The sequence below is a fragment of the Trujillonella humicola genome, assembly GCF_046233715.1.
Lineage (GTDB): Bacteria > Actinomycetota > Actinomycetes > Mycobacteriales > Geodermatophilaceae > Trujillonella > Trujillonella humicola.
The window spans coordinates 40,581-67,251 of sequence record NZ_JBJNRJ010000010.1 but is presented as its reverse complement, the minus strand read 5'-3'; the positions used below and the strand labels follow the sequence as shown (position 1 = coordinate 67,251).

The following is a 26,671-nucleotide window of genomic DNA, read 5'->3' as shown; positions in this document are numbered from 1 at the left end:
TCAGCGCGCGGAGGGCTCGCCGGTGCGCGGGCCGGTGAGGTACACCAGTCGGAACTTCCCGATCTGCACCTCGTCGCCGCCGGCCAGGGTGGCCACGTCGACCGGCTCGCGGTTGACGTAGGTGCCGTTCAGGCTGCCGACGTCGTGCACGGAGAAGCCCCCGCCCTCGCGGTGGAACTCCACGTGCCGGCGGCTGACGGTGACGTCGTCGAGGAAGATGTCGCTGTCGGGGTGACGCCCGGCGGTCGTGACGTCCTGGTCGAGCAGGAACCGGCTGCCGGCGTTGGGGCCGCGCTTGACCACCAGCAGCGCCGAGCCCGGCGGCAGGGACTCGACCGCGCCGGCGTGGGCGTCGGCGGCGGTCTCGACGGCGACCTCGGCGACCTCGCCGGAGTCCTCCCCGCCGACCTTGGGGATGACGCTGGTGGACTCGCCGATCCGCTCCGGTGCCAGGGCCGAGCCGCACTGCGCGCAGAAGCGACTGCCCTCGGGGTTGTTGTGTCCACAACGAGTGCAGTGCACGTCTGTCTCCTCCGGTGCAGGGGGCACCGCCGCGGGCCTGGGGGTTGGCCGCGGGCGGCCGGCGGACGACGGACCGGTCGGTGCCGTCGTGGGTCGGCCGCCGCACGGGGCGCGGCGGGCCGTTGGTCATGGAACCAGCGGTGGACCCGAGGGTCAACCGCAGGTCCAGGGTCACGGTCACGGCCCCCGGGAGGCCTCCCGGGGGCGCGCGGACGCACCGTCGAGCATAGTGATCCGCCTCCGGGTGACCCGTGGGCTCCCACGCCGTCGGCGCCCGCCGCGGCCCCGGCCCGGCCCGTTGCCGGCGACCCCCGGGCGGGTCAGGAACCGTCGACCAGCGCCTGGTAGCCCGCCGCGTCGAGCAGCGCAGACGTGGGGTCGCCGTCGCCGGTGCGGATGTCGACGAGCCACCCCGCGCCGTAGGGGTCGGCGTTCACCGTCTCCGGGGTGGCGTCGAGCGCCTCGTTGACGGCCACGACGGTGCCCGCGACGGGCGCGTAGACGTCGGAGACCGACTTGGTCGACTCCACCTCCCCCATGGGGTCCCCGGCGGAGAACTCGGCGCCGACCTCGGGCAGCTGCACGAACACGATGTCGCCGAGCGCGTCCTGGGCGTGGTCGGTGATGCCCACGCGCACGACGGTCCCCTCCTCGCCCTCCCGCACGAGGGTCCACTCGTGCTGGTCGGTGTAGCGGCGGTCGGCGGGCACGCTCATGGGGCGGGGCTCCTGGCCTCGGTGGTGGGTGGCCCCCTCCCGGGGCCCGCGGCGCGCGGGGCGTGGCGTGGGGAGGAGGGGGTCGTTTCTCTAGTCGGCGTCGGGCTCAGCGTATTGAGGCGTCTCCAGGGGCCGCAACGCGTCCACCAGCACGCTGTCGGACTGCGCGATGACCACGCTCCCGCCGCGGCGGTTGACGTTGTCCACGACGCCGCCGGGGATGTTCATCGCCGTCTCCATGTCCTGCGGGGAGCCGATGACGCGGATCTCGTAGGGGCTGGTGAGCGGCTCGCCGTCGATCCGCAGCCCACCGGGTTCGCCGGTCACCGCGGAGCTCACCCCGATGCGCACGCCGTCGATCTGCATGGTCTCCGCGCCGGCCCCGCGCAGTTCCTGGATGGCGTCGAGCACGTCGGCGACCCGCACCTCGCCGGCCGGGTCACGGATCGTCATGATCAGTCCGGGGCCCCGGGCGGCGACGGTGCCGTTGAGGATGGCGAGGGCGTCGGCGCGGCGTCGCGCCTCGTCCAGAGCGGCGTCGGCGCGGCTGTCGGAGTCGTTGAGCTCGCGCAGTGCGGAGCGCTGGTCGGCGAGGAGGGAGCGCAGCCGGGCCTCGTCGGCCTCCAGCTGGTCGAGGATGCGGACCAGGTCCTCCTCGCGGGCGCCGGTCAGCGCCTGCTCGGTGTCGGTCACCCGGATCTGCACGGCGAAGGCGAACCCGAGCAGCAGGGTGAGGACGCCGATGAGGGCGGCCGCCACCGGGTCGCGCCGGCGCCGGGTCCTGCCGCTGCCCTCGGGTCCGGTGCTGCCGTCGGGTCCGGTGCTGCCGTCGGGTTCGGTGCTGCCGTCGGGTTCGGTGCTGCCGTCGGGTTCGGTGCTGCCGGCCGGGTCCTCCCGGTCCGCCGGTCCGGCGGCGGGCTCCTCCGCCGACCCGGCGGCCGGGATCTCGTCGTCGGGATCGGGGCGGCCGCCGGGGACGCCGGGCCGCGGAGCGTCGCTCATGCCCGGAACACGTGCCGGCGGATCGCGGCGGCGTTGCCGAAGATCCGGATGCCGAGGACGACGACGACCGCGGTCGACAGCTGCGCGCCCACACCGAGCTGGTCGCCCAGGAAGACGATCAGCGCGGCCACGACGACGTTGGAGACGAACGAGATCACGAAGACCTTCGCGTCGAAGATGCCGTCGAGCCGGGCGCGCACTCCCCCGAAGACCGCGTCGAGGGCCGCGACGACGGCGATCGGCAGGTAGGGCTGCAGCCACAGCGGGACGGTCGGGTCGAGGACCAGGCCGAGCACCACCCCCACGACCAGCCCGAGGACGGGGATCACGAGGGTCAGCCTCCGGGGTCGGGATCGGGGGTGGCGCCGGGATCGGCGGCACCCGGGTCGGGGGTGGGTGCGGTCCCCGGCGGGGTGCCCGCGGGCGGTGCGTCCTCGGTCGCGGGCGGCGCGTCCTCGCCGGCGGGCGCCGTGCCGGCGAGGTCGCCCGGGACCGGGACGAGCTCGCCCGCGCGCAGCTGCGGGGTCCGGGCCGCGGGGAGGGACAGGTCGTCGCGCTGGGCGAGCTCGAAGGTGAGCCCGTAGGACTCGGCGATCAGCGCGAGCGACTGCACCTCGGGCACGGTGAGGAAGGCCGAGCGGAGGGTCGACGGGTCCCCGATCGCACGGATCTCGTAGGGATTGGTCACCGGGCGGAAGTCGACGAGCACCGCCTGGCCGGCGAAGCGGATCGCGGTGGTGGGACCCAGCCGCTGGTCGTTCACGCTCACGGCCTCCGCGCCGGCGGCCCACAGGGCGTTGACCACGAGCTGGATGTCGTCGTCGCGGACCTGCCCCCGGGGGTCGACCTCGGCGTCCCCGCCGACCGGGTCGTCCTGCGCGGGCGCCGCGGCGTCGGCGAGCGTGACCAGCAGGCCGGGCCCGGTGACGGGCACGGTGCCGGCCATCTGCTCGGCCGCGTCCAGCTCGTCGAGGGCCTGGCGGCCCTCGTCGGAGGCGGCCAGCGCGTCCTCGCGGGCGCGGGACACGTCGGCACGCAGCTGCTCGAGCTCGGCGGCGAGGTCGTCGGCGCGGTCCTGCGCGTTGCCGATGTCGGCGACGAGGGCGGCGCGGATCGCCTGCCTCCCCTCGGCGCCGACGGCGGTCAGGTGGTAGGTGACCGCGGCGAGCACGCCCGCGGCGACCATGACGAGGGCGACGGCCAGCCGGCCCCCGCCCCGGCGCCGGGGGCTCGGGGCCGGGTTCTCCTCCCGCGCCCGGGCGGCCTGCTCGTAGGCCGGATCCAGGGTCTCGGCCAGCACCTGGTCCAGCAGCGAGGCGCCCGCCGCTCGGAGCCCGCCGCCCCGGACGGGCGCGGTCACGGCACCGCCCGGGCGGCCCGCCGCTCCGCGGCCACCAGGCCCAGCACCTGGACGACGTAGAGCAGGCCGGCGGCGACGTACAGGACGCCGCCCCAGATGGTCAGCGACCAGGCCACCGGCTGCACGACGGCGACCAGCGGCCCGTCGCCGTCGGCGAGCAGCAGCAGCGGGAACGCGTAGAGGAGGATGAAGGTGGCCGCCTTGCCCAGGTAGTGCACCTGCAGCGGCGGGTAGCCGTAGCGGCGCAGCACCAGCAGCATCACGCCGAGCACGAGCTCCCGGCCCACGAGCACGGCCACGACCCAGAACGGCACGACGTCGCGCAGCACGAAGGCGATCAGCGTCGAGACGATGTACAGGCGGTCGGCCGCCGGGTCCAGCAGCGCCCCCAGCCGGCTGTACTGGCCCAGCGCGCGGGCGAGCGCCCCGTCGGCCCAGTCGGTGAACCCGGCGACCATGAGGACGACGACGGCCCAGCCGTCGGCCTCGGGACCCAGCAGCAGCCAGAGGAACAGCGGCACACCCAGCAGGCGCAGCACCGACAGGGCGTTGGGCAGGGTCCAGACCCGCTCGGGGAGCTGGTTGCGGTCGGCGACCCGGTCGACGGCGGGAACCGCCTCCGGCACCGGCCGGGGAACGGGCAGGGACGACCCGTTCGACGACGTCACCGTTCCTCCCGCCCGACGCGCGCTCGCAGCGGACCCGCTCGGGTCCGCTGCCGAGGCTAGTGTCCCCCGCGCCGTCGTCCGCACGTGGCGCCCACGCCGTCCTCGCCGGGCAGGACCCGCGGCGACCGGCCGGACCGGCCGCGGTCGCGGTCGCGGGGGCCTACGCCGGCACCGCCACGAGGCCGGCGGCCACCAGGTTGGCCGGGGCGGGCTCGTAGCCCAGGGGCGCGCGGGTGAACGACCCGGTGCCGTGCGAGACCGACCGCAGCGCGCCGGCGTAGCTGAGCAGCTCCACCTCGGGGACCTCGGCGCGCACCGTCGTCCGGTCGCGGTCGGGATCGGGATCGGTGCCGGTCACCCGCGCCCGCCGGGTGGCCAGGTCGCTCATCACCGCGCCGACGTACTCCCCCGGCACGACGACGGCGACCTCGCACCAGGGCTCGAGCACCCGGGTGCCGGCCGCCGAGGCCGCCTCCCGCAGGGCCAGGGCGCCGGCGGACTGGAAGGAGGCGTCGGAGGAGTCCACCGAGTGGGCCTTGCCGTCGACGAGGGTCAGGTGGACGTCGACCAGCGGGCGGTCGCCGTTGACCCCGCGGGCGGCCTGGGTGCGGATGCCCTTCTCCACGCTGCCGTGGAACTGCCCGGGCACGGTGCCGCCGACGATCCGCTGCTCGAAGACCACGCCGGAGCCCGGCGGGCCGGGCTCGGCCTCGACCACCACGACGGCGTACTGGCCGTGCCCGCCGGACTGCTTGACCAGCCGGCCGGTCACCCGGGCCGGTCCGGCGAGGGTCTCCACCATGGGCACGCGGACCGGCACGGTGGAGACGGCGACGCCGTGCCGCGAGCGCAGCCGGTCCAGCAGCACCTCGGCATGCCCCTCCCCCACGCACCACAGCAGCAGCTGGCCGGTGTCGGGGCGACGCTCGACGCGGACCGTCGGGTCCTCGGCGGCCAGCCGGGCCAGGGCGGTGGCCAGCCGGTCCTCGTCGGCGCGGGAGGCTGCCTCCACGGCGACCGGCAGTTGCGGCACCGGCAGCTCCCACGGGGTCATGAGGTGGGGGTCCTCCGGGGAGGACAGCGTGTCCCCGGTCTCGGCGGAGGTGAGCCGGGCGACCGCGCAGACGTCGCCGGCCGGGCAGGCGGCGACCGGGCGCAGCGCCGTGCCCAGCGGCGAGGAGATCGCGCCCACGCGCTCGTCGACGTCGTGGTCGGGATGGCCGCGGTCGGCCATCCCGTGCCCGGAGACGTGCACCGGGGTGTCGGGGCGCAGCGTGCCGGAGAAGACCCGCACCAGGGAGACCCGGCCGAGGTAGGGGTCGGTCGTCGTCTTCACCACCTCGGCGACCAGCGGGCCCTCGGGGTCGCAGCTCAGCGCCGGCGCCGGGCGGCCGTCGGGCCGGGTCACCGGCGGGCAGCCGTGCTCCACCGGGCACGGGAAGGCGGCCACGAGCAGGTCCAGCAGCTCGGGCACGCCGACGCCGGTCAGCGGGGCGACGCACAGCACGGGGTGGAAGTGACCGCGGGCGACGGCGGTCTCCAGGTCGGCCACCAGGTCGGCCACGACGAGCTCCTCGCCGGCGAGGTAGCGGTCCATGAGCGTCTCGTCCTCGCTCTCGCCGATCACCGCCTCGATGAGCTCGGCGCGCAGCCGGTCGGCCTCGGCCTGATCGGGGGCGTCGGGGTGCGGCTCGAGCAGGGAGACCAGCCCGCGGACGCCGCCGTCGGGGCCGCGCTGCACCAGGTGCAGCGGGAAGACCCCCTCGCCGAGCATCGCCTGGCAGGCGCGGACGGTGTCGTCGACGTCGGCGCGGGACCGGTCGAGCTGGGTGAGGACGACGGCACGCGGCATCCCGACCGCGGCGCACTCCTCCCACAGCTGGACGGTCGCCGCGTCCACCCCGCCGGCGGCCGAGACCACGAACAGCGCCGCGTCCGCGGCCCGCAGCCCGGCCCGCAGCTCGCCCACGAAGTCCGGGGAGCCCGGGGTGTCCAGCAGCGTGACGCGGTGCCCGTCGTGCTCGATCGTCGCCGCGCCCAAGCCGACCGACCGCTGCTGGCGGACCTCGACGTCCTCGGCGTCGAGGCAGGTCGTGCCGTCCTCGACCCGGCCGGCGCGCGGCAGCGCCCCGGAGGCCGCGAGCAGCGCCTCGGCCAGTGTGGTCTTGCCCGCGCCGGCGTGGCCGACGAGGGCGACGTTGCGGACCCGCTCGGCGGCTCGCGGGGCCGGGGCCGGGGCCGTGTCCTTGACCATCCCCCGGCCCTCAGTCCTGCTCGCGGACGACGGTGGCGGTCCCGGCCGGGTAGAACAGGCCGGTGTGCCCGTCGGGCTCCCACTCCACCTCGTACGGCGGGCCTCCGTCGGGTTCGTGGCACCGGATCACCCGGCCGGTGCGCGCCGGCTCCCCGGTGTGGGTGGAACGGACGACGATCCGGTCTCCGACGTGTGCCTCCACGGCGACCTCCGCAACGGCGCGCTCATCGATGTGGTGTGGCTCACACCCTGCCCCGTGCGGAGGGGGCCGATCAACCCCCTCGGCCCTCCGCCGGCGGTCGACCGCCGGCTCCGCGGTGGGCGGGGTAGGTGACGTGCATGCGCACCGATGGCACCCCGGACGAGGCCGGCTCCCCGGAACGGGACGGGTTGGCGCGGCGGCTGGACACGCCCATGGGCGTGCTCGGGCCGGTGTTCGTCCTGGTCGTGCTGGGGCAGGTCCTCGCCCAGGAGGCGGGGCTGGTGGCCACCCTCACCGTCGTCGGCCGGCTGTGCTGGGTGGTGTTCGTGGCCGGGTTCGTGCTGCGGGCGGCCCGGGACCGGCGTCGCTTCTGGGTGCGCAGATGGTCTTCCTGGCCGTGACCTTCCTGCGGTTCGCCCGCGCGCTGCGGCTCCTCCGGGCGGCCCGCCCGGGCGGTGTCCTCTTCGCGGCCGTCCGCGGGTCCCGGTCGGCCGGCCGGCTGCTGGCCAGCCGCATCGGCTGGCCGACGGCGGTCACGGAGGTCGTGGTCCTGGCCGCCAGCCAGCTGCTCTCCGTGGCCGGCACCCCCGCCGGCTCGCCACCCGGTGCCGCCTGACGACGCGGCCCGAGCCGGGCGGTCGCCGGGCTCAGGCCGCCGTGGCGACCTCGTGCCCGTGCGCCGCGGCGTAGGCCGCGCACCGGGTGCGGACGTCACCCCCGGCCCGCAGGAACTCCTCGTCCGCGACGGTCAGCAGGTCGGCGACCGCCGCGTGCAGGAGCTCCCCGGCGAAACGGACGTCGCGGTCGGAGGACGTGCGCGCCCGCTCGGCGAGGTCCAGCGCCACCCCGAGCATCGCCGGCAGGGAGGCGTCGGCATCGGCCTCCCGGAAGTAGTGGGTCTCGGCATACTGGGTCGCGTCGATGCGCACCTGGACCAGCTCGCCGGCGACGTCGTGCAGCAGCTGCGCGGCCAGCGTCGACGGGCCGGTCACCAGGTCCGCGGCTCCCACCCGGCGCAGCAGCGACAGCCGCACGGCCGTGGCACGTCGCCGGGTGAGCGCCGGGTAGACCTGCAGCACCCAGGTGACGGCGGCGGTGAGCAGGGCGAAACCGACCAGCGCCTGCACCGGGACCACGACCCGCAGCCAGCCGGCCACCGGGACGACGTCGCCGAAGCCGAGGGTCCTGAGGGTCACGGCGGACAGGTACACCGCGTCGAGGACGTCCTCCCGCGCGGCCGGGACCAGGCCGACGTCGAAGGAGAACGCGCCCGGCAGGTGCGGCCAGTAGACCAGCGCGCAGCCGATCACCACGAGCACCACCCAGGTGAGGACCACCAGCAGCAGGCCGGTGGGACCGGTCCCCGCCCGCGAGCGCCATCCCCGGCTCCGCCCCACCCGGAAGACCGCGGCCATGACGCGGGAGCTGAGGCGACCGCGGCCACCCGGGTGCCAGATCGTGTGGAAGACGTCCCGGAGCACCAGGAGCACGAGGACGCCACCGACATCGGTCACCGACCACGTGACGATCTCCGGCGCCGGGCCAGCCTGCCAGCCGGCACCGGGCGCCGTCGGCCCCGGCGGGAGGTCCCGCCGGGGCCGACGGGCTCCGCCGCTAGTCGACGACGCGGGGGCCGTTGCCGTTCTCGCGCAGCGGCAGGCCGATGGCCTTGATCTCGAGGTACTCCTCGAAGCCCCAGTGGCCGTTGCGGCGCCCCAGGCCGCTCTGCTTGTAGCCGCCGAGCGGGGTCTTCAGCCCGAAGTACGAGCCGCCGTTGACGACCATCGTGCCGGCGCGCATCTGCAGCGCGACCTGCAGCGCCCGGTCCTCGTCGGCGCTGGCCACCTCGCCGGACAGCCCGTAGACGGTGTCGTTGGAGATCGCGATCGCCTCCTCCTCGGTGTCGTAGGGGGTCACCGTGAGGACCGGGCCGAAGATCTCCTCCTGGCCGATCCGCGAGCGGGGGTCGACGTCGGCGAGGACGGTGGGCTCGGTGAAGTAGCCGGGCAGGTGGTCGGGCGCCTCGCCGCCGGTGACCAGCCGGGCGCCGTCGGCGAGGGCCGACTGGACGAGCCCGAGCACCTTCTGCTGCTGCGTGCGGCTGATCTGGGCGCCCTGGATGTTGTTGGGGTCCCACGGATCGCCGTAGGGCATCATCTCCATCGCGCCCTTGAGGATCGCGATGCCCTCCTCGTAGCGCGCCCGCGGCAGCAGGATGCGGCTGGCCAGTGTGCAGCTCTGGCCGGAGTTGAAGCACGCGGTGCCGGCCGCGGTGGGCAGCACCGCCATGAGGTCGGCGTCGTCGAGGACGATCAGGCTGGACTTGCCGCCGAGCTCCAGCATCACCTTCTTCACCGTGGAGGCGCCGGCGGCGAGGATCGACCGGCCCACGGCGGTGGAGCCGGTGAAGGTGACCATGTCGACGTCGGAGTGGGCGGCCAGCGCCCCGCCCACCTCGTTGGACTCGCCGACGACCACGTTGAAGATGCCCGGCGGGATGTCGGTCTTCTCGGCCACGATCCGGCCCAGTTCCGTGCCCATCCACGGGGTGAGCTGCGCGGGCTTGAGGACGACGGCGTTGCCGGCCATCAGCGGCGGCACCGACTCGGCGATGTTCAGGTAGAGCGGCGTGTTCCACGGCGTGATGGCCGCGACGACGCCGATGGGGTCGTACTGCAGCACCCGGCGCGAGCTCATGCCCATGGCCGTGTCGGTGCCGAGTTCCTGCAGGTACTCGAAGGTGCGCCCGAACCGCGGCCAGTGGGCCGACTCCTCGACCGGGTGCGCGATCTGGATGCCGTACGTGGCCATCACCGGCGTCCCGGTCTCGGTCACGACGATCCGGCGCAGCCGCTCCTGCTCCTCCTCCAGCGCCTCGTGCAGCTGCATCAGGCAGTGGTGCCGGAACTCGACGTCGCGCTTCCAGTCCGTCTGCTCGAACGCCCGCCGGGCCGCCCGGACGGCGCGGTCGACGTCCTCGGGCGTGCCGTCGGTGCACCGTCCGGCGACCTCGCCGAGGGCGGGGTTCTCCACGTCGAAGAACGCACCGCTGCCGCTGTGCTGCAGCTCCCCGTCGATGAGGATCCGGTCGTCGCCGGCCAGGACCCCGCTCTCGCTCTGCACCGCTGTCATGACGCCGCTCCAGGAGATCACCTGCCGCGCCGCGCCGGAGGCCCCGGACCGCGATCCGTCGACAGTTCGGCAACTCTGTAACAGTGCCCACACGGTGACAAGGGCCGCGACCGGCACCGGTCCGGCGCTCCCGCGGCGGGTGCGACGGCGCACGCCGGCCCGTCTCGCCGAACGGCGCAGGGGCCGTCCCGGGTACCCGGGACGGCCCCTGCCGGGGACCGCGCGCGAACAGCCGCGCACGTCCTCCACGTCCTCGCCGGGGAGGACGGCGGCGATCCAGTCGATCAGCCGGGTGCCGCCGACCTCGGTCTCGTAGACGTCGTCCCGCGCGGTCAGCACGTGCGTCGTCCCGGGGCTGAGCCACGTGTCGAGCTGGACCCCGGCGGCCTCGATGGCCTCGGTGTTGGCGTCGATCAGCTGGACCAGCGGCGTGTCGGCGAAGCCGATGAGGTCGGCGAAGGCGCGCTGCACCTCGTCGTCCGCGGTGTTGATCGTCGCCAGGCGGATGCCGGGCACGTGCTCGCCGGCCTGGACGAACAGGCCCGGCAGGGACCACGCCGTCGGCGCGTCACCGGCGGCCTCCGGCCAGTCCGGGAGCTGGTCGAAGATGCCCCACAGGCCGCCGACGACGCCGGTGATGGCCTCGTCGCCCGGATAGGCGCCGGACGCGTCGGCGAGCACGGTGACCTGGGCCTCGGGCAGCAGGTCGTGGGCCAGGCCGCCGTAGAGCGGGGCACCGGCCGAGCCCGCGCTCTGCCCGAGCACGATCACCTCGGCGGCGTCGGGGAACTCCTGCGCCATGGTCTCCAGCGCCGTGGTCGCGTTGGTCCGGCCCACGTGCTGCACGACCACCCCGCCGCCGTAGTCCTGGGTGGCGCCGCCCAGGTGCAGGTCGCCCGTGCAGTACGGGACGTACACGACGCTGGCCCCGGCGAGCGGGTTCTCGGGATCGGCGAGGTCCAGCAGGCCGCCGACGCCGCCCGCCCCGCCCGGGCCGTCCGGGGAGTCCCCGGCCAGGTTCGCCTTGAAGGTGGCCGACTCGCCCGGAGCGCAGGTCTCGGCGCTGAAGCAGGCGCCACCGCCCTCGAGGAAGAAGACGACGCGGTCGGTGTCCCCGCGGTGGATCCAGTAGTGGAACTCCGAGGCGTCGCTGCACTGGCAGTCGGCAGGGGCGGCGACCTGCTCCCAGGTGATCTCCTCCTCGGCGGCACCGGTCGGCGGCGCCGGCGAGGACGTGGCGCCGGCGGCGTCGTCGGCGGCGGCGTCGCTCGGAGCGGCGTCGTCGGAGCAGGCCGCGAGCCCGGTGAGGGTGAACAGCGCGACGACAGGGGGCAACAGGCGGCGGAACATGGGCGGAGCGTAGCGGGACCCTACCGACCAGTAACACCCGGTCTGTGACGCGGAGCACGCCGCGGGGCGGGCAGCGCCGCGGGGTCCAGCCGCTCGCCGCCAGCCTCCCCGGTCGGGTGCCCGCGGGCGACACGCTTCCGGACCGGCCCGGTCAGGAGCCACCGGCCGGCTCGGGGAACAGCCGGCGGAGCACGTCGGCCAGCGTGACCACGCCCAGGACCGCGCCGCCGTCGGTGACCACCGCGAGGTGGTTGCGGCTCTCCCGCATCTGGGCCAGCGCCGCGTGCACCCGGGTCCCGGCGTCCATCGTGACGACCGGCCGGGCGAAGCCGGACGCCGGCGCCTGCGCGGGCGCGGTGAGCGTGTCCCGGACGTGCACCACGCCGGACAGCCGCGCTCGCGTGCCCATGAGGATGCGCAGGTGACCGGTGCGCCGGGTCGCCTCGCGCACCGCGGAGACGGGGGCGTCGGTGGGGACCGCAGCCAGCGGCGCCTCGGGGTCGACCAGTTCCCGGACGGTCATGCGCTCGAGGGCCAGCGCGCCGGAGATCTGGGCGGAGAAGCTCGCGTCCAGGGCACCGACGTTGGCCGAGTGCTCGACCAGGTGGCGCAGCGCGTCAGGGCTGTGGCCGACCGCCACCCCGTCGGCCGGCTCGACGCCGACCCTGCGGACCAGGGCGTTGGCCGCCGAGTTCAGGACCCGCAGCAGCGGCCGGAACACCGCCATGAAGGCACGCATCGGTCCGGCGAGCAGGGTGGCCGACCGCTCCGGGTGCGCGATGGCCCACGACTTGGGCGCCATCTCACCGACCACGAGGTGGATGAAGGTGATGACCAGCAGGGCCAGGACGAACCCGGCGACGTCGGCAGCGACCGGAGGCAGCCCCCAGGTCCCGAGCAGCGGGGTGAGCCAGTGGTGCACGGCCGGCTTGCTGATGGCGCCCAGCGCCAGCGTGGCCGCGGTGATGCCCAGCTGGGACCCGGCCAGCAGCAGGGTCAGCTCCGAGGAGTTGCGCAGGGCCGCGCGGGCCGATCGGCTGCCCGGTGCCGCTTCCTCCAGCCGGTGCCGCTTGGCCGCCAGCGCGGCGAACTCGACCGCCACGAAGAAGGCCGACAGCGCCACGATGAGGACCGTCGCGGCGACGACCGCCCAGGGGTTCCCGCTCATCGGGGGGCCTGCCCGCGGTCGGCCCGGGGCAGCTCCAGTCGCACGCGGGAGGGCACGTGCCGCTCGACGGCCAGCACCTCGACGTGCAGCAACCGAGGCGTGGGCGTGTCCTCGCGGACCAGGTCGCCGGGGTCGGGGGGCAGCTCGACGGTCAGCGAGGCGCCGGGTTCGGGCAGGGTCCCGGCCGCGGCGATGACCAGGCCGGCGACCGTCTCGTAGGGCCCGCGGGGCAGGTCCACCTGCAGCGCCCGCTCCACCTCGTCGACGTGCACGTCCCCGGCCATCTCCCACACGCCGTCGCTCCCGACCGGCACGTACGCGGGAGCGACGTCGGCGTCGTGCTCGTCGGTGATCTCCCCGACCAGCTCCTCCGCGAGGTCCTCCAGCGTGACGACCCCCGCGAAGCCGCCGTACTCGTCGATCACGCAGGCCAGCCGGTCGCCACCGCCGGTCAGCCGGCGCAGCGCCTCGGGCAGCGGGGTGAACGTCGACACGACCGGGCACTCCCGGGCGATGGCGGTCACCGGCGCGGTGTCGGGCTCGGTGGTCACCAGGACGTCGGCCAGCTGGACCAGGCCGACCACGTCGCCGGTACCGGTGTCCAGGACCGGGTAGCGCGAGTGCCCCGAGGCCATCCGTGCGCGCAGCCGGCCCAGGGTCTCGGTGGCGGCGACGGTGTCCACCCGCGGGCGCGGGATCATCGCGTGCTCGACGTCACGCTCGGGGAAGTCGAGGATGCGGTCGACCAGCATCGACAACTCCGCGGGCAGGTCGCCGCTCTCGCGCGAGTCCTCGACGATGTGCTCGAGGTCGCGGACGGTCGCGGCGTGCTCGACGTCGTGCACCGGCTCGATCTTGAGCGCCCGCAGCAGCAGGTTCGACGCGTGGTCGAAGACCCGGATCAGCCAGCCGAGCACCGTGAGGTAGACGACGGTGGAGGCGGCCAGCCAGCGGGCGACCGGCTCGGGCCGGGCGATGGCGAGGTTCTTCGGGAAGAGCTCGCCGAACAGCATCTGCACCAGCGTGGAGAACAGCAGGGCCAGGACGGCGCCGATGCCCACCCCGACCGCGGCGGGGACGCCGACCCCGCCCAGCAGCGACCCCAGCGACCGGCCGATCAGCGGCTCGGCGACGTAGCCCACGAGCAACCCCGTGACGGTGATCCCGAGCTGCGCGCCCGACAGCATGAAGGAGGTGCGGCGGGTGACGGTCAGCGCGCGGGCGGCTGCGGCGTCACCGTCCTCGGCCCGCGCGGCCAGGGTCGACCGGTCGACCGCCATGTAGGCGAACTCCTGGGCCACGAAGTAGCCGGTGACGACCGTGATCGCCAGCACCACGAGCACGCCCAGCAGCAGGGTGAGCACCTCGGTCATCGGCCACGCACCCCCGGCTCGAGCCGGGAACGGGTGGCCTGGGGACTGTGATAGGGGCTCATGGCTCTCTTCGACGCGGTGGGCGGCGGGGTCCTCCGCTCGCGCACGGGCCAACGGGCCGGCGGACTCCGCTGTTCCCCGCGCGACGCCGGTCGGGGGCGTGGACTTTGCGGTTGCGTGACGACCCGTCCCAGCGGCCGGTGGCCGGCGGCCGGGGCTGCCAGGGTGCAGCCATGGACAGCTGCGCGGTGACCGAGGTCGTCCACGTCCGCCGGGACGCCCTCCGCGTGTCCGGCGAGCTCACCGTGCAGGGCGCCGACCTGGTGCGTGGCACCGTCGAGAACCTCGTGCGCGGCGGCTCCCGCCGGGTGGTGGTGGACCTGCGGCAGGTGCGCTCGACCGACGCCGGCCTGCGCGTGCTGCGCGACGTCGAGCGGACGATGGCCGCCGACGGGGCGGAGCTCGTCGTCCGTCCGCCCGAGGACCGCACCACGGAACCGACCCGGCCCCGCGTCCCCCGGGACCTGGGCACCTGGCCCCTCAGCTGGTCGCGTAGCCGCCGTTGACCGGGATCGTCTGCCCGGTGACCCAGGCCGCGTCGTCGCCGACCAGCCAGGCCACGGCCGCGGCGACGTCGCCCGCCCGTCCCAGCCGTGGGACGGCGTAGGCCCGCAGCTGCTTGAGCGCCATCTCCGATCCCTCGTCGACGGCGGCGTTGTGCTGGGTGGCCAGCGAGAGGCTGTTGCAGGTGACCCCGGCGCGGCCGACCTCCTTGGCCAGCGAGCGCATCAGCGCCGGGCCGGCGCCCTTGGAGGCGGCGTAGGTGGCGATGAGCTTGTCCCCGACCCGGGCGGACTCCGAGCTGATGGTGACGACCCTCCCCCACCCGCGCTCGAGCATGCCCGGCAGCGCGGTGTGGGTGCAGTTCAGCGGCCCGTACACGTTGAGGTCGACGAAGGCCCGCCAGGACCGCGGATCCTCGTCCACGAACCGCTGCATGCCGATGCCGGTGACCGGGATGCCGGCGTTGTTGACCAGGACGTCGATCGGGCCGAACCGCGCGAAGGCCTCGCGCACCGCCGCCAGGTCCGTCACGTCGGCCACGACCGGCTCGGCCTCGCCCCCGGCCGCGCGGATCTCCCCGACCACCCGCTCGGCCCGGTCGGCGAAGAGGTCGTTGACGCCGACGGTGGCGCCGCGGGCGGCGAGCACCCGGGCGATCTCCGCCCCGACGTTCTGCCCCGCACCGGTGACCACCGCCCTGCGCCCGTCCAGCTCGCCCACCGCGCCGTCCTCCTCGCTGCCGTCGCCGATCCGTCCCGGGCGGGCGGTCCCCGCGGGCCGGACCCCGTGTGGCGCCGCTCGCCGGCGGGCACCCTAGTGGGAGCGACGGGTGCCCCTGTCGCGACGACGGACGACGAGGAGACCTGATGGCAGGCGACCGGCCCGACCCCGGCGAGTTCCTCGACCGGGCGCAGAAGATGCTCCGGGAGCTGTTCGGCGACCCCGGGGGCGAGGGCGGGTCGCCGTGGTCGGCCGCCACGGGCGAGCGCGCCCGCCGCGGGCCCAGCCCCGAGGAGCGGCGCGAGAACCTCACGTTCGCGCTGGCCACCCGGGCGGTCGAGGCGCTGGAGGACCTCGCCCTCAACGTGGCGGCCATCCGCCAGCGCCTCGAGCGCCGGGACGCGGAGGGTGCCGCGTCCGCGCCGGCGGAGCCCACCCCCGACGGCGGCGACGCCGGGCGGGACCCGGTCTGACCGGTGCGCCGGGGAGCGGCCGTCCGCGGCGTTGCCTAGCGTGGCGACGTGTTCTTCCTGTTCGGCTTCGGCACCAGGCGGCGGGACCTCGGACCCGGCCGGGTCCGCACCTGCCCGCGCTGCGGCAACACCACCCGGTGGGCGCGGGTGCGCGAGGCCCGGCAGGTCACCGTGTTCTTCGTCCCGGTCGCGCGGTGGGGCCGCCGGGACCTGGAGGTCTGCGGGATCTGCGGCGCCACCGCCGGGGCCTGACCGGTCGCGCACCCGCTCCCGCCCGGCCCGGCCCGGGGGTGTGCATGTCGTACCACCGGGAGCCCGCTGCAGCCCCGGCCGGCGGGCCCCGCCCCGGGTCGTCGTCCGGCCCGCGGCGCGTCCGGGTGCAGGCTGCACCGCAGGGCGACATCACCCGCGGAGGAGAGACGACATGGACCCACGGGACGGCGGATCGGCGAGCGCGGACGTGGCAGCGCTCGCCGCGCGGCTGCGGCACCTCGAGGACCGGGTCGAGATCGGCCAGCTCGTGGCCTCCTACGGCCCGGCCGCCGACTTCGGCGACTCCGCGGCCGTCACCGGGTTGTGGACCGAGGACGGGGTCTACGACGCCGCGCCGCACGGCCGGTGGGAGGGTCGCGAGGCGATCGCCGGGATGATCGACGGCGGGCACCAGCGCGGCGTCCGCGCCGGCATGGGGCACGTGCTCACCCCGCCGCGGATCGAGGTCGACGGCGACACCGCCCGTGCCTGGAACCACGCGATGAACCTGCGCTGGGACGCCGCCGCCGACCGCTTCTGGGTCGGCCGGCTCTCGGCCAACGAGTGGCGGCTGGGGCGCGTCGGCGGGCGCTGGCGCGTGGTCGAGCGGGTCAACCGGACCCTGGACGGCTCCGACGAGGCGCGGGCGACGTTCCGCGACGTCGTCGCCCCGTCCTGAGCCGGGACCCGGACGTCGGGTCCACCCGGGGCGGGCGGGACGGCGGGCCCCCGGCAGCAGGACCGGACGAGGTCGCGCGCCCCGGTCCCGACGCCGTCGTCGGCCCCCGGCGCAGGATGTCGACGCTGAGCAGCAGCACCCACCCCGGGAACAGGAGCTCGACCCACGGCGTCCGGCCGACGGCGAGCAGCAGGACCAGGGCGACGACGACGCCCAGCAGGCCCACCCACCGCGCGGCGACCCGCGTCCGCAACGCGATCGTCGCGGTGCTCAGGGTGAACACCGCGGCCATGCGCATCGCGTACTCCTGCAGCAGGAGGCCGACGACCCGCCGGCCGAGGGCGAGGACGGTCGGCCCGGGGGGCTCCCCTGATCGCAGCGTCTCGTCGGCGACCAGCGCGCCGGCCACGGCGGCCGCCGCGAACAGCATCGCGACGAACAGCAGCCCGCTGCCGAGGAAGACCGAGGCGAAGAACCGGTCCTCCCGCTCCCCGAGCCGGTCGCGCACCACGCCGATGAACCACAGGAAGGCGATGCCGGCGAACGGCACCAGGGCCAGCGCCACGACGAGCGCGGTGCGCCGCGGTGACTCGGTGAGCCACGACCCGACCGTGGCCGGCTCGTCGGGTGAGGCCAGCGCGACGAGGGTGAGGGCGGCGCCCAGCAGCAGCGAGAAGACGATGCCGGCGACCGCCGCGGCGCGCGGCGTGCGCAGCTGCGCGCCGGTGAGCGGTCGTCGTCCGCCGGGCATCCGCCGGCCCTGGGGCGTCCGGGTCCCGGGACGGGTCAGGGGGTGACGATGGCGAAGTCGGGGTCGGGGGCGTCCAGGGCCGCCCTCAGCCGGCCCAGCGCCGCGGGGTCCCCCTCCAGGTCCGCGTCGGCCGGGTCCCCGCCTCCGAGCGCGATCGCCGGCAGTCCCGCGGTGGGGACGTGGAGGACCGCATCGGCCACCGTCGTCTGCCGGGCCGTGGTGTAGGTCAGCACCCCGTTGCGCAGGGTCAGCCGGTACCGGGCGCCGACGTCGGTGAGGTCCACGTCGAGCGTGACGTGCTCGTCCCAGCAGCGCGGGCCGTCGACGCGGACGGCGAGGGCGTCGAAGAGCTGCTCGGGGGTGAGCCGGGCGACGACGTCCGGGGACACCGGGGTCACGGGTGTCCCGAAGCCGCCGTGCCGGAGCTCGTGCGCACCCGAGAGGTACGCGCAGCGCCAGGTGCCGTTCTCCGCGCCGTAGCCGAGCTGCTCGTAGGTGTCGGCCAGCAGGTCGCGGGCGGCGGCGTGGTCGGGCTCGGCGAACACGACGTGGTCGAGGACCTCGGCCGCCCAGCGGAAGTCGCCGGCGTCGAAGTACTCCCGTGCCTGCGCGACGACGGCGTCCGCGCCGCCCATGAAGGCGACGTAGCGGCGGGCGGCCGCCTGCGGCGGGTGCGGCCAGAGGTGGGCGGGGTTGCCGTCGTACCAGCCCATGTAGCGCTGGTAGATCGCCTTCACGTTGTGGCTGACCGAGCCGTAGTAGCCGCGCGCGTGCCAGGCGTTCTCCAGCGCCGGTGGCAGCACCATCGCCTCGGCGATCTCGGCACCGGTCATGCCCCGGTTCAGCATGCGCAGGGTCTGGTCGTGCAGGTAGGCGTACAGGTCCCGCTGCAGGCCGAGGAACTCCACCGACCGCTCTCGACCCCAGGTGGGCCAGTGGTGCGAGGCGAAGACCAGGTCCAGGTCGGCGCCGAAGAGGTCGATCGCCTCGGTCAGGTAGCCGGCCCAGGCGTGGGGGTCGCGCACCTGCGCCCCGCGGATGGTCAGGACGTTGTGCAGGACGTGGGTGGCGTTCTCCGCCGCGCACAGGGCGTGCCGTTGCGGGAAGTACACGTGCATCTCGGCCGGGGCCTCGCTGCCCGGCGCCATCTGGAAGACCATGCGGACGCCGTCGACGGTCTCCTCCTGGCCGGTGGTCCTGATCTCGAGCGTGGGCGGGATCAGCCCGAAGGTGCCCGTCGACGTGGTCTGCCCCAACCCGGCACCCACCTGCCCGTGGGGGCCGCGGGGCAGCGCGGCGCCGTACATGTACCCGGCCCGCCGGGCCATCGCCGGGCCGGCGTAGACGTTCTCGCTGACCGCGTGCCCGGTGAAGCCCTCCGGAGCCAGGACCGGCACCTCGCCGGCATCGACGTCCTCCTGCCGCACGATCCCGCGGACGCCGCCGAAGTGATCGGCGTGGCTGTGGGTGTAGACCACACCGGTCACCGGCCGGTCCCCCCCGGTGCCGCCGGTAGAGGCCGAGCGCGGCCGCGGCGGTCTCCGCCGAGATGAGCGGGTCCAGCACGACGACCCCGCGGTCGCCCTCGACGAACGTCACGTTCGACAGGTCCAGGCCTCGCACCTGGTAGATCCCCGAGGTCACCTCGAACAACCCCTGGATCGCGGTGAGCGCCGACTGGCGCCACAGGCTCGGGTTGACCGTCTCGGGGGCGTCGCCGGCCAGGAACGCGTAGGCATCGTTGTCCCAGACCACGCGGCCGTCGGCGTGCACGACCCCAGGCTCCAGCGCGGCGACGAAGCCACGTCTCGCGTCCTGGACGGCCCGGTCGTCGGCGAACGGCAGCGAACCCAGCAGCCGCCGGTGCTGGGCGGCGACGGCCGGGCTCGCCGGCTCGGCGCCGGCCGGCGTACCGCTCGCGGCCGGACGGGGCGCCGGCCCGCCGCCGGCGGGTGCGCCGGTGGAGAGGGTGTCGGTCATCTGCGGGTTCCTCCGGTGGTGGGGTCCGTACGGAGCGGTGCGCCGGCCGCGACCGGGCTCCGGCTCTCCGCCGTGCCGACGCTCCCCCGCTCGTCCGGCCGGTGCATCACCCCTCCCGCATGACGCAGGTGCGGGGCCCCGGTCCCGGCCGGCCCGGGAGAGGAGCGGAGCGCGCCGCCGACGCCGGCGTCGGACGGCCCCACCTCGTCCCTGGCGGGTGACCCGCGCCGTGCCGCGCACCGGCAGCGTCGGCCCCGGCAGGCCGGAAGGGAGGGTTCGACGATGACCGGTTCGACCGCGTCCCGGACGACGGGCCGCCGCGGGGTGACCGGTGCCGTCCGGCCGGCCTGGGTCGTGGCCGGCCTGCTCGTGCTCGTCACCGCCGTGTTCATCGCGCAGAACCGGGACCGGGTGTCCATCCACCTGTTCAGCGCGACGTTCACCGCGCCGATGTGGCTGCTGCTGACCATGACGGTGCTCGTGGGGGGCGCCGTGGGTGCGCTGCTGCGGTCCCGCCGGTAGGCGTCGGGCGCATCCCTCCCGGCCGGCGGTCCCCCGCTCCGGTGCCCTCCCGGCCGCGGGCCGACCCCCGTCGGCAGGGCCGCGGACCGCGGTGGAGCCGCTCGCGTCGTCCGCTGCGGGTGATGCCGCCGGGGTCGATGGTCCCGGCACCACGGGTCCTGGGGACCGGTGCCACGGCCGCTGCGGGCGACCATCCTGGGCCGGGCGGGGGGACGACGGTGACCACCGTCGTCGCGGCCGCGCACCCTGGGAGAGCTCGCCGATGAGCACTGCCGTCCCGATCGAGGACCAGCCCCTCGCCGACGATCCGCTGCTCGCCGCCAAGCTGGCGGCCCCGCACATCCGCACGCCGATCGTCGACCGGCCGCGCCTGACCGAGCGGGTCTCCTCCGGCGTGGACGGGCTGCTGACCGTGGTCAGCGGTGCGGCGGGCTCCGGCAAGACGCTCCTCCTGGCGTCCTGGTGCACGACCGCCGGCCCGCCCGGTCCGGTCGCCTGGCTCACCCTCGACCCCGACGACGACGCACCGGGCGTCTTCTGGGCCTACGTCATCGCCGCGCTGCGACGTGCCGGGGTCCGGCTCCCACCCGAGGTGGCCGAGCCGTTCCTCGGCGGCAGCGTCACCCACCACCTCCTCGCGACCCTGGCCGACAGCCTGGCCACGGGCGCCGTCCCCGTGGTGCTCGTCCTGGACCAGTTCGAGGCCGTGACGAGCCGGCAGGTCCACCGCGAGATCGACTTCGTCCTCCGCCACGCCGACGGGACCCTGCGGCTGGTGCTGCTCAGCCGCGACGACGGCGCCGGCTGGCTGCACCGCTACGCGCTCCGGGGGGACCTGGTCCGCATCCGGAACGCCGACCTGGCGTTCACCCGCGAGGAGGCCGGCGACCTGCTCCGGCTGCACGGCGTGCGGATCTCCGCCGGGACGCTGTCGGCGCTCGCGGAGCAGACCCGGGGCTGGGCGGCAGGCCTGCGGCTGTCGGCCGTCGCGTTGCAGCAGCGTCGGGAGCCCGACGCCTTCGTGGCGGGACTGCCGGGCGCGGATCCCGCGCTGACCGGGTACCTGGTGGAGGACGTGCTCGACGCGCAGCCACCCGACGTCCGGGACTTCCTGCTGCTCACCTGCGTGGTCGACCGGGTCTGCCCGGCGCTGGCCGACGCCCTCACCGGTCGCACGGACGGCGAGGGCGTCCTGGCCCGACTCGCGACCGGCAACGTCCTCACCACCGCCGTCGAGCACGCCCCCGGTTGGTTCGCCTACCACCCGATGCTCGCCCAGGTGCTGCAGGGCGAGCTCGACCGGGAGCGTCCCATTTCCCGCGCGGAGCTGCACCGGCGCGCCGCCGTCTGGCTCGAGGACGCGGGGCAGTTCGTCGAGGCGGTCCGCCACGCGAGCGCGGCGCGGGACTGGCAGCTGGCCGCGGCCGTCGTCGTGCGGCAGCTCGGGGTCGGCCCGCTGCTCGTGGGTGGGGGGACCACCCAGCTGGACGCGGTCCTGACCGACCTGCCGGCGACCGCGGGAGGCCCGTTGCCGGCCGTGGTGCGGTCCGCCCGTGCGCTCACGGCGTTCGACCTGGACACCTGCCGTGCGCAGGTCGCCCTCGCCGACGAGCAGGCCGGCGAGGCGACCGGGCCCGACCGGGCTCCACTGCTGGCCTCGACCGCCGTGATCCGGGCCATCCTCGCCCGGGTCCACGGCGACCCGGGCGCTGCGGAGTCGGCGCTCGCGGCCGGCGAGGAGCAGCTGTCCGGCATCCCGGACGCCGAGGACCACCCGGAGCTGCGCGCCCTGCTGCTGTCCAGCGTGGACACCACCCAGTTGTGGGCCGGGCAGCTCGACGAGGCCGAGCGCACCCTCCGGCGCGGCCTGGTCGCGAGCTCCCCCCCGGGGTGCCGCTACCCACGGCTGAACGTCCTCGGCCGGCTGGCCCTGCTCGAGTACCTGCGCGGGCGACTGGGACGCGCGGCGGACCTCGGACGCGCCGAGGTCGCGCTCGCCGACGACGCCGGCCTGCCGGTCGCCCACCGCACGGGGGCGGGACACCTGGCACTCGCCCTGGTCGCCGTCGAGCAGGGCGACCAGGCGGGGACGCGTCGTCACCTGGACGGGGCGAGCCGCAGCGTGGGCGCCCGTCACGACCCCCTCGTCGCCGTGCTGGTGCCGATGCTGCGGGCGCTCTGGTACGCCGACGGCCGGGACCTCCGGCGCGCGCTCTCCTCGCTGGCCGATGTCCCGGGGGTCGTCGGGGGCCGGCCGCTGCCCTCCTGGCTGGCCGACCGGCTCGCGGTCACCGCGGCCCGCGTGCACACCGAGCGGCGGGACCTCGCCGCGGCGACCACCGCGCTGGACGGGGTGGTCGGGCCGGACCCCGAGCAAGCCGTGCGCCGGGCCGCCGTCGCCCTGCTCGGCGGCGACGCCGACGGTGCGACCGCGCTCCTCTCCCCCGTGCTGGCCGCCGAGCCCGCCGGGGACCCGACCGGCACCGTCGAGGCCTGGCTCCTGGCCGCCCACGTCCACCTGCTCGACGGCCGCCGGCCCCTGGCGCGCGAGGCGCTCGGCCGGGCACTGGCCCTGGCCGAGCCGGAGCGCCGCCGCCGGCTGTTCCTGCGGCCCGGCGCCCCGGGGCGCACGCTGCTGTCCACGTTCCCCGAGGTCGGGCGCGCGCACGCCTGGCTGGCGCCGGCCCCGGCGGCGGGGCGGGGCCCGGGGCACCCGGCGGAGGGGGGCGGCGGCGGAGAGGAGGCGCCGGTCGAGGCGCTCACCGACCGGGAGCGGACCGTCCTCGCGCGCATGGCGCAGGCGATGTCGTCCGACGACATCGCCGGCGACCTGTTCGTGTCGCTGAACACGGTGAAGACCCACCAGCGCAACATCTACCGGAAGCTGGCCGTGTCCCGGCGCAACGACGCCGTGCGGAAGGCGCGCCGGCTCGGGCTCGTCTGACCGGGGCGGACCGCCGGTCCTGCGCAGCGGAGCGTGGCCCGTCGAGCACGCGGCGGACAGCACGCGGTGCTGCGCCGCCGTTCACCTCCTGCGGGTGAGCCAGTGCTGCCGGACCCGCCGGAGAGTGCGGTCCGACGGCACCGGTGAGGGAGGCACGGACATGACGACGAGCCGGGCGACGGAGACGGAACGGACGGCGCTGGAGCGACGGCGCACCGCAGCGGACGTCGTGGTCGGCGTGCTGCTCCTCATCGGTGGGTTCATCCTGCTGGGCAACGTGGTCTTCGCGACCGTCGTGTCGGTGCTCCTCCTCGGCTGGACGGCGCTGATCTCCGGGGTCGTGCTGGTCGTCGGCACCCTGTTCCGGATCCGCTCCGGAGCGTCGTGGACGGTCGCCCTGGGCGGCGTGGTCCTGGCGGTGCTGGGCCTCTTCATCCTCCGGAACACCGCCGTCGGCGCACTGACCCTGACCCTGCTCGCCGGGTCGATGTTCCTCGCCACGGGCCTGGTCCGGGTGTTCGGGGCGTGGACGGTGCCCGGGGCCCGGGTCGTGCTCACCCTCAGCGGGCTCGTCTCCGTCGGCCTGGGCCTGTGGATCCTGCTGAACCTGACGACGGCGACGCTGACCCTCCTCGGCACCCTGCTCGCGCTGCAGACGCTGCTCGAGGGCGTGACCCTCATCGCCGTGGGCCGGCTCCGGCCGGCACCCGCCGCCCCGGCGACCCCGGCCGGCGCTGCTCCGCCCAGCAGCCAGCCGTCGCCGGTCTGACCCGCCGGGACACGGCGGTGGCCGTCGGCGGCCCGGGCGGTCGAGGTCTCGACCTCCACCACGTCCGAGGCACCGCTGCCGGCCGGCGTCCCCGACCGGCACCGCCGCCGTCTCATCCCTCGCGGATGACGGCCGCTGCCGCCCGCCCGGACGACGATCCCCACCCGGGCCGCCGACCGGGTGGCCGGGCCCAGGCGGTCGCCGCGCCGGAGGAGGTCGCCATGCCGGACGAGGTCACCGTCCCGGCTGCCGCCCCTCGTTCTCCGGGCGCACCGGAGGCCCCGGACGAGGACGAGTACAGCCCGGCCTTCGCCGCCTGGGCGCTGCTCCTCACCGTGCTCGTGCTGGCGTCCCTGGTCGGCGTGCTCTGGGCGCTGGGCGCCGGCTGAGCAGCCCCTGCACCGCGGTCAGCGGAGAGCCGGCCGGGCACCGTCCACCGTCGCCCAGACGACCTTGTGGCCGTCGACGGCCCACCAGCCGTGCGCGCTCGCCAGGCGGGCCACGAGGGTGGCACCCAGCCCACCGTGCGCGGGGTCGCGGCCGGTGACCTGCTCCGGCGGCCGGTGCGGTGCCCCGTCGGTGACCAGCAGGATCCAGGTCCCGGCGTGGCACGCCAGCTGCGCCCGCACGGGCGGGTGACCGTGCCGCACGGCGTTGCTGGTGAGCTCCTCGTAGACGAGGAGGAGCCGCTCGACCAGCGCCTCGGCCGGCGGCGGTCGCCCGGCGGCCCGGTCCGCGGCCAGCACCAGCCCGAGGAGGGCGCGCCGGGTGACCGTCACCTCCGCGGGCGTCGCCGGCCGCCACTCACCGAGGACGGCCGGAGGCGGGAACACGGGCACCGGGGCCTCGGGCCACGCCGTCGCCGAGAGCGGTCCCGACGCGGCGGGGGCGGCGGGCGGCGGGATCCGCGGGGACGTCGGCGAGGACAAGGCACACCCTTCGTGCTCGGCGGGAGCTCCCGCCCTCGTGCGGACGCCGATCCGCCGGGGCGGACGGTCCGCACCGGCCGGATCACGTGTCGCGATCGTGACCCACGCCGGGGGACCGCGCACCGCCACGGCCCCGGGGACTGCGCATCCGCACCCGTGCGTGCGCATCCGCGGGCTGGTGTCCCCCGATACCGTCGACGGGTCGGCTCCGACCCGGTGCTCGGGAGCCGACTGCGTCCGGACCGTGACGCGGCCGCTCGCCGAGAGGACGCCGATGCCGGTGGAACTGCTGGAGCTGGTCACCGAGGACCCGGAGCTGGCCCACACCACGATGGCGGACCTCTACTCCGGCGGCCGGGTCACCACGCTGTCCAGCGCCGCGCGGATCGAGTTCGCCATGTGCGTCGCCCGGGCCGGTCCGCTGGACTCGGGCCGGCTGCGGCACTCGGCGGCGACCCGCTCGGTGGTGCCGCCGTTCGACGCGTTCATGGCGGCGACCGTCCTCGGCGGACGGGCCCGCCGGGTCAGCGGCCGGGAGGACCGGCGGCTGGGACGCGGCGACGTGCTCCTGTACCCGACGACCGCCGCGTCGACCTCGACGTGGGCCGACCTGGACCTCGTCCTGGTCCGCGTACCGCTGGCCGCCGTCGAGCAGGCGGCTCGGGACCGGGCCGGGTCCGCAGCGGCCCGCCTCCGCTTCGAGTCGACCGCCCCGGTGTCCCCGGCGGCGGCCGCGCACTGGCGGGCGCTGACCGCGTTCGTCCACCAGTCGCTCACCGCACGCGAGACCGTGCCCACCTCGCTGGCGCAGCAGCGGATGGCCGACCTGCTGGCGGCCACGGCCCTGGACGTGTTCCCCAACACCACGATGGGCCAGGCCTACCGACCGGGGCCGGGCAGCGCCGGACCGGCGACCCTGCGCAGGGCGGTCGCCTACATCGACGCGCACGCCGCCGAGCCGGTCGGCGTGGCGGACGTCGCCGCGCACGCCGGGGTCGGCGTCCGGGCGCTGCAGGACGCGTTCCGCCGCCACCTGGGCACCACGCCCAGCGGCTACCTGCGGCGGGTGCGGCTGGAGGCGGCGCACCGGGACCTGCAGGCAGCGGACCCCACCGACGGCGACACCGTCGCCGGAGTCGCCGCGCGCTGGGGGTTCAGCCCCGGCTCGCGCTTCGCCGGCTTCTACCGGGAGCAGTTCGGCGTGCCCCCGGGGCACTCGCTGCGGACCTGACCCCGCCGGGCGGTCACGAGGCGACCGGGCCCACCGCGGCCGCGCAGCTGCCGCCCCCGGTCCCGGTGGACAGGACCGCGGCGGTGGTGCGCAGCGCCGTCGCGAAGACCGCGGACCGGCGGGTGGCGTCCATGACGTCGGGCCCGATTTCGGTCAGGTCCTCGGCGGTCGGGACGAAGGCCCGGACCCGGCACCCGGCGGCCTCCAAGCGGCCGACCTCGCGTTCCAGTCGCCGGGTGGCGTAGGCGCGCAGCCGGCCCTCCAGCCGGGCTCGGGCGCCGCGGCGGGGATCGCGGCCGACGAGGGCCATCGGCGCGATCACCACCACCTCGTCCAGGTGCTCGCGGACGAGGACGTCGGCGTTGGTCACCGAGACCCCACCACCGTCGACGTAGCGCCGCCCGGCCACGGGCACCGGCGGGAAGTAGCCCGGCGCCGCGCACGAGGCCATGACCGCGAGCGGAAGGGGTGCGGCCGGTGCCCCCGGCCGGCCGAAGACGACGCGCCGTCCGGCGTCGAAGTCCATGGCGACGACCCACACCCTCGGTCGCTGCGGCCAGCCCTGCCCGCCCTGCAGCTCCTCGACGAGCTGCCCCACCGGCGCCAGGCTCCCCCGTCCACGCGGCGCGAGCGCGGCGGCCGTCGTCATCAGGGTGTGCCTTCCCGGCCGGCCCAGGCTGCGCGCCGCGAGGGCGAGGTTGCCCGGGAACGGGATCGGCGGCGGGACGTCACCGAGGGCGCGGTGCACGTGGTCGTCGACGTCGAGGGCGTTGACCGGTTCGGTGCCCTCGACGTCCACCCGTCCGCCGGACAGGCGCTCGACCATCGCCTCCGGCGGGACGCCGCAGCCGATCAGCGCGGCCAGCACCGACCCGGCCGACGTCCCCACCACGACGTCCGCGGTCCGCGCGGCGTCGTCCTCCGCACGCTGCAGGGCGCACAGCACCCCGAGCGCCCAGGCGCCACCGAGCGCCGCCCCCGCCCCGATCACCAGACCGCGCCGCGGCGGCACCGCCCCGGTCGGCTCGGACGTCGGACGGTCCACGGCGCTCACTCCCTCGGTCGCTGCGGCCTCCCAGCCTGGCCGCCCGTCCGCTCCCCGGTCCGGGG

General features: G+C 76.1%; 28 protein-coding genes. 11 read left to right on the top strand and 17 right to left on the bottom strand.

All coding sequences use genetic code 11. The features are described from left to right. From odhI to ACK586_RS07815, 8 genes are all read right to left on the bottom strand, one after another. Positions 1 to 522, bottom strand: a complete 522-nt coding sequence (gene odhI, locus ACK586_RS07850; protein ID WP_409329903.1) for an oxoglutarate dehydrogenase inhibitor Odhl — start codon at positions 520 to 522, stop codon at positions 1 to 3. Between the two features lie 320 nt (positions 523 to 842). Next, on the bottom strand, positions 843 to 1,238 hold the full coding sequence (gene gcvH, locus ACK586_RS07845; protein ID WP_409329902.1) for a glycine cleavage system protein GcvH: 396 nt from the start codon (positions 1,236 to 1,238) through the stop codon (positions 843 to 845). 90 nt (positions 1,239 to 1,328) lie between these two features. After that, positions 1,329 to 2,240: a DUF881 domain-containing protein gene (locus tag ACK586_RS07840; protein WP_409329901.1), complete on the bottom strand. Its 912-nt coding sequence runs from the start codon at positions 2,238 to 2,240 to the stop codon at positions 1,329 to 1,331. Further along, positions 2,237 to 2,569: a small basic family protein gene (locus tag ACK586_RS07835; RefSeq protein WP_409329900.1), complete on the bottom strand. Its 333-nt coding sequence runs from the start codon at positions 2,567 to 2,569 to the stop codon at positions 2,237 to 2,239. Before ACK586_RS07835 ends, ACK586_RS07840 begins: the two co-directional genes overlap by 4 nt. Positions 2,570 to 2,574: 5 nt before the next feature. Further along, positions 2,575 to 3,600, bottom strand: coding sequence for a DUF881 domain-containing protein (locus tag ACK586_RS07830; RefSeq protein WP_409329899.1), 1,026 nt, complete (start codon positions 3,598 to 3,600; stop codon positions 2,575 to 2,577). Beyond that, entirely contained in the window at positions 3,597 to 4,268 is a 672-nt protein-coding gene (clsA, locus tag ACK586_RS07825; RefSeq protein ID WP_409329898.1) for a cardiolipin synthase ClsA, read from the bottom strand. Before clsA ends, ACK586_RS07830 begins: the two co-directional genes overlap by 4 nt. Positions 4,269 to 4,428: 160 nt before the next feature. Then, complete coding sequence (locus ACK586_RS07820; RefSeq protein ID WP_409329897.1) at positions 4,429 to 6,522, bottom strand: elongation factor G-like protein EF-G2; 2,094 nt, start codon at positions 6,520 to 6,522, stop codon at positions 4,429 to 4,431. Between the two features lie 10 nt (positions 6,523 to 6,532). Beyond that, positions 6,533 to 6,724, bottom strand: coding sequence for a DUF1918 domain-containing protein (locus ACK586_RS07815; protein WP_409329896.1), 192 nt, complete (start codon positions 6,722 to 6,724; stop codon positions 6,533 to 6,535). Between the two features lie 137 nt (positions 6,725 to 6,861). Between ACK586_RS07815 and ACK586_RS07810 the strand changes: the two genes are divergently transcribed. Further along, on the top strand, positions 6,862 to 7,125 hold the full coding sequence (locus ACK586_RS07810; protein WP_409329895.1) for a hypothetical protein: 264 nt from the start codon (positions 6,862 to 6,864) through the stop codon (positions 7,123 to 7,125). After that, positions 7,107 to 7,340 (top strand): hypothetical protein, encoded by a 234-nt coding sequence (locus ACK586_RS07805; RefSeq protein WP_409329894.1) that lies wholly within the window; start codon positions 7,107 to 7,109, stop codon positions 7,338 to 7,340. Before ACK586_RS07810 ends, ACK586_RS07805 begins: the two co-directional genes overlap by 19 nt. A gap of 31 nt (positions 7,341 to 7,371) precedes the next feature. Here ACK586_RS07805 and ACK586_RS07800 read toward each other — a convergent pair whose 3' ends face one another. The 4 genes from ACK586_RS07800 to ACK586_RS07785 form a co-directional block, all read right to left on the bottom strand. Then, entirely contained in the window at positions 7,372 to 8,238 is an 867-nt protein-coding gene (locus tag ACK586_RS07800; RefSeq protein ID WP_409329893.1) for a potassium channel family protein, read from the bottom strand. Between the two features lie 100 nt (positions 8,239 to 8,338). Further along, positions 8,339 to 11,206: an aldehyde dehydrogenase family protein gene (locus ACK586_RS07795; RefSeq protein WP_409329892.1), complete on the bottom strand. Its 2,868-nt coding sequence runs from the start codon at positions 11,204 to 11,206 to the stop codon at positions 8,339 to 8,341. A gap of 151 nt (positions 11,207 to 11,357) precedes the next feature. Then, positions 11,358 to 12,374: a hemolysin family protein gene (locus tag ACK586_RS07790; protein WP_409329891.1), complete on the bottom strand. Its 1,017-nt coding sequence runs from the start codon at positions 12,372 to 12,374 to the stop codon at positions 11,358 to 11,360. Continuing rightward, positions 12,371 to 13,747, bottom strand: a complete 1,377-nt coding sequence (locus ACK586_RS07785) for a hemolysin family protein (protein ID WP_409329890.1) — start codon at positions 13,745 to 13,747, stop codon at positions 12,371 to 12,373. Before ACK586_RS07785 ends, ACK586_RS07790 begins: the two co-directional genes overlap by 4 nt. 233 nt (positions 13,748 to 13,980) lie before the next feature. On the opposite strand from ACK586_RS07785, the gene ACK586_RS07780 reads away from it, so the two are divergent. Continuing rightward, positions 13,981 to 14,313, top strand: coding sequence for an STAS domain-containing protein (locus ACK586_RS07780; protein ID WP_409329889.1), 333 nt, complete (start codon positions 13,981 to 13,983; stop codon positions 14,311 to 14,313). Here the strand turns inward: ACK586_RS07780 and ACK586_RS07775 are convergent. Then, complete coding sequence (locus ACK586_RS07775) at positions 14,288 to 15,031, bottom strand: SDR family NAD(P)-dependent oxidoreductase (protein WP_409329888.1); 744 nt, start codon at positions 15,029 to 15,031, stop codon at positions 14,288 to 14,290. The two genes, ACK586_RS07780 and ACK586_RS07775, sit on opposite strands and share 26 nt — an antisense overlap. A gap of 146 nt (positions 15,032 to 15,177) precedes the next feature. Between ACK586_RS07775 and ACK586_RS07770 the strand changes: the two genes are divergently transcribed. The 3 genes from ACK586_RS07770 to ACK586_RS07760 all read left to right on the top strand — a co-directional run bounded on the left by ACK586_RS07770 (position 15,178) and on the right by ACK586_RS07760 (position 16,435). Next, the gene (locus tag ACK586_RS07770) at positions 15,178 to 15,504 is read left to right on the top strand and encodes a hypothetical protein (RefSeq protein WP_409329887.1); all 327 of its coding nucleotides are present in this window, start codon (positions 15,178 to 15,180) and stop codon (positions 15,502 to 15,504) included. Between the two features lie 48 nt (positions 15,505 to 15,552). Further along, complete coding sequence (locus tag ACK586_RS07765) at positions 15,553 to 15,756, top strand: zinc-ribbon domain-containing protein (protein ID WP_409329886.1); 204 nt, start codon at positions 15,553 to 15,555, stop codon at positions 15,754 to 15,756. 172 nt (positions 15,757 to 15,928) lie between these two features. Next, positions 15,929 to 16,435: a nuclear transport factor 2 family protein gene (locus tag ACK586_RS07760; protein WP_409329885.1), complete on the top strand. Its 507-nt coding sequence runs from the start codon at positions 15,929 to 15,931 to the stop codon at positions 16,433 to 16,435. Here the strand turns inward: ACK586_RS07760 and ACK586_RS07755 are convergent. Next, positions 16,368 to 17,186, bottom strand: a complete 819-nt coding sequence (locus tag ACK586_RS07755; protein ID WP_409329884.1) for a hypothetical protein — start codon at positions 17,184 to 17,186, stop codon at positions 16,368 to 16,370. The two genes, ACK586_RS07760 and ACK586_RS07755, sit on opposite strands and share 68 nt — an antisense overlap. A 35-nt stretch (positions 17,187 to 17,221) precedes the next feature. Then, complete coding sequence (locus ACK586_RS07750; protein WP_409329883.1) at positions 17,222 to 18,673, bottom strand: alkyl/aryl-sulfatase; 1,452 nt, start codon at positions 18,671 to 18,673, stop codon at positions 17,222 to 17,224. Positions 18,674 to 19,448: 775 nt separating this feature from the next. Here ACK586_RS07750 and ACK586_RS07745 point away from each other — a divergent pair. The 4 genes from ACK586_RS07745 to ACK586_RS07730 all read left to right on the top strand — a co-directional run bounded on the left by ACK586_RS07745 (position 19,449) and on the right by ACK586_RS07730 (position 23,790). Beyond that, positions 19,449 to 19,688, top strand: coding sequence for a LapA family protein (locus ACK586_RS07745; RefSeq protein WP_409329882.1), 240 nt, complete (start codon positions 19,449 to 19,451; stop codon positions 19,686 to 19,688). A gap of 262 nt (positions 19,689 to 19,950) precedes the next feature. Then, on the top strand, positions 19,951 to 22,632 hold the full coding sequence (locus tag ACK586_RS07740) for a winged helix-turn-helix domain-containing protein (protein ID WP_409329881.1): 2,682 nt from the start codon (positions 19,951 to 19,953) through the stop codon (positions 22,630 to 22,632). Positions 22,633 to 22,792: 160 nt separating this feature from the next. Further along, positions 22,793 to 23,401 carry an HdeD family acid-resistance protein gene (locus tag ACK586_RS07735; protein WP_409329880.1) on the top strand — a complete coding sequence of 203 codons (609 nt, stop codon included), beginning with the start codon at positions 22,793 to 22,795 and terminating at the stop codon, positions 23,399 to 23,401. Between the two features lie 125 nt (positions 23,402 to 23,526). Further along, positions 23,527 to 23,790: a hypothetical protein gene (locus ACK586_RS07730; protein ID WP_409329879.1), complete on the top strand. Its 264-nt coding sequence runs from the start codon at positions 23,527 to 23,529 to the stop codon at positions 23,788 to 23,790. A gap of 18 nt (positions 23,791 to 23,808) precedes the next feature. Here ACK586_RS07730 and ACK586_RS07725 read toward each other — a convergent pair whose 3' ends face one another. Further along, a complete protein-coding gene (locus tag ACK586_RS07725; RefSeq protein ID WP_409329878.1) occupies positions 23,809 to 24,330 on the bottom strand; it encodes an ATP-binding protein in 522 nt (173 codons plus the stop codon). A gap of 274 nt (positions 24,331 to 24,604) precedes the next feature. Here ACK586_RS07725 and ACK586_RS07720 point away from each other — a divergent pair, with 274 nt between their 5' ends. Next, a complete protein-coding gene (locus tag ACK586_RS07720) occupies positions 24,605 to 25,561 on the top strand; it encodes an AraC family transcriptional regulator (RefSeq protein WP_409329877.1) in 957 nt (318 codons plus the stop codon). Between the two features lie 13 nt (positions 25,562 to 25,574). On the opposite strand, the gene ACK586_RS07715 is transcribed toward ACK586_RS07720, so the two are convergent. Continuing rightward, positions 25,575 to 26,606: a patatin-like phospholipase family protein gene (locus tag ACK586_RS07715; protein WP_409329876.1), complete on the bottom strand. Its 1,032-nt coding sequence runs from the start codon at positions 26,604 to 26,606 to the stop codon at positions 25,575 to 25,577. Between the last annotated feature and the right edge of the window lie 65 nt (positions 26,607 to 26,671).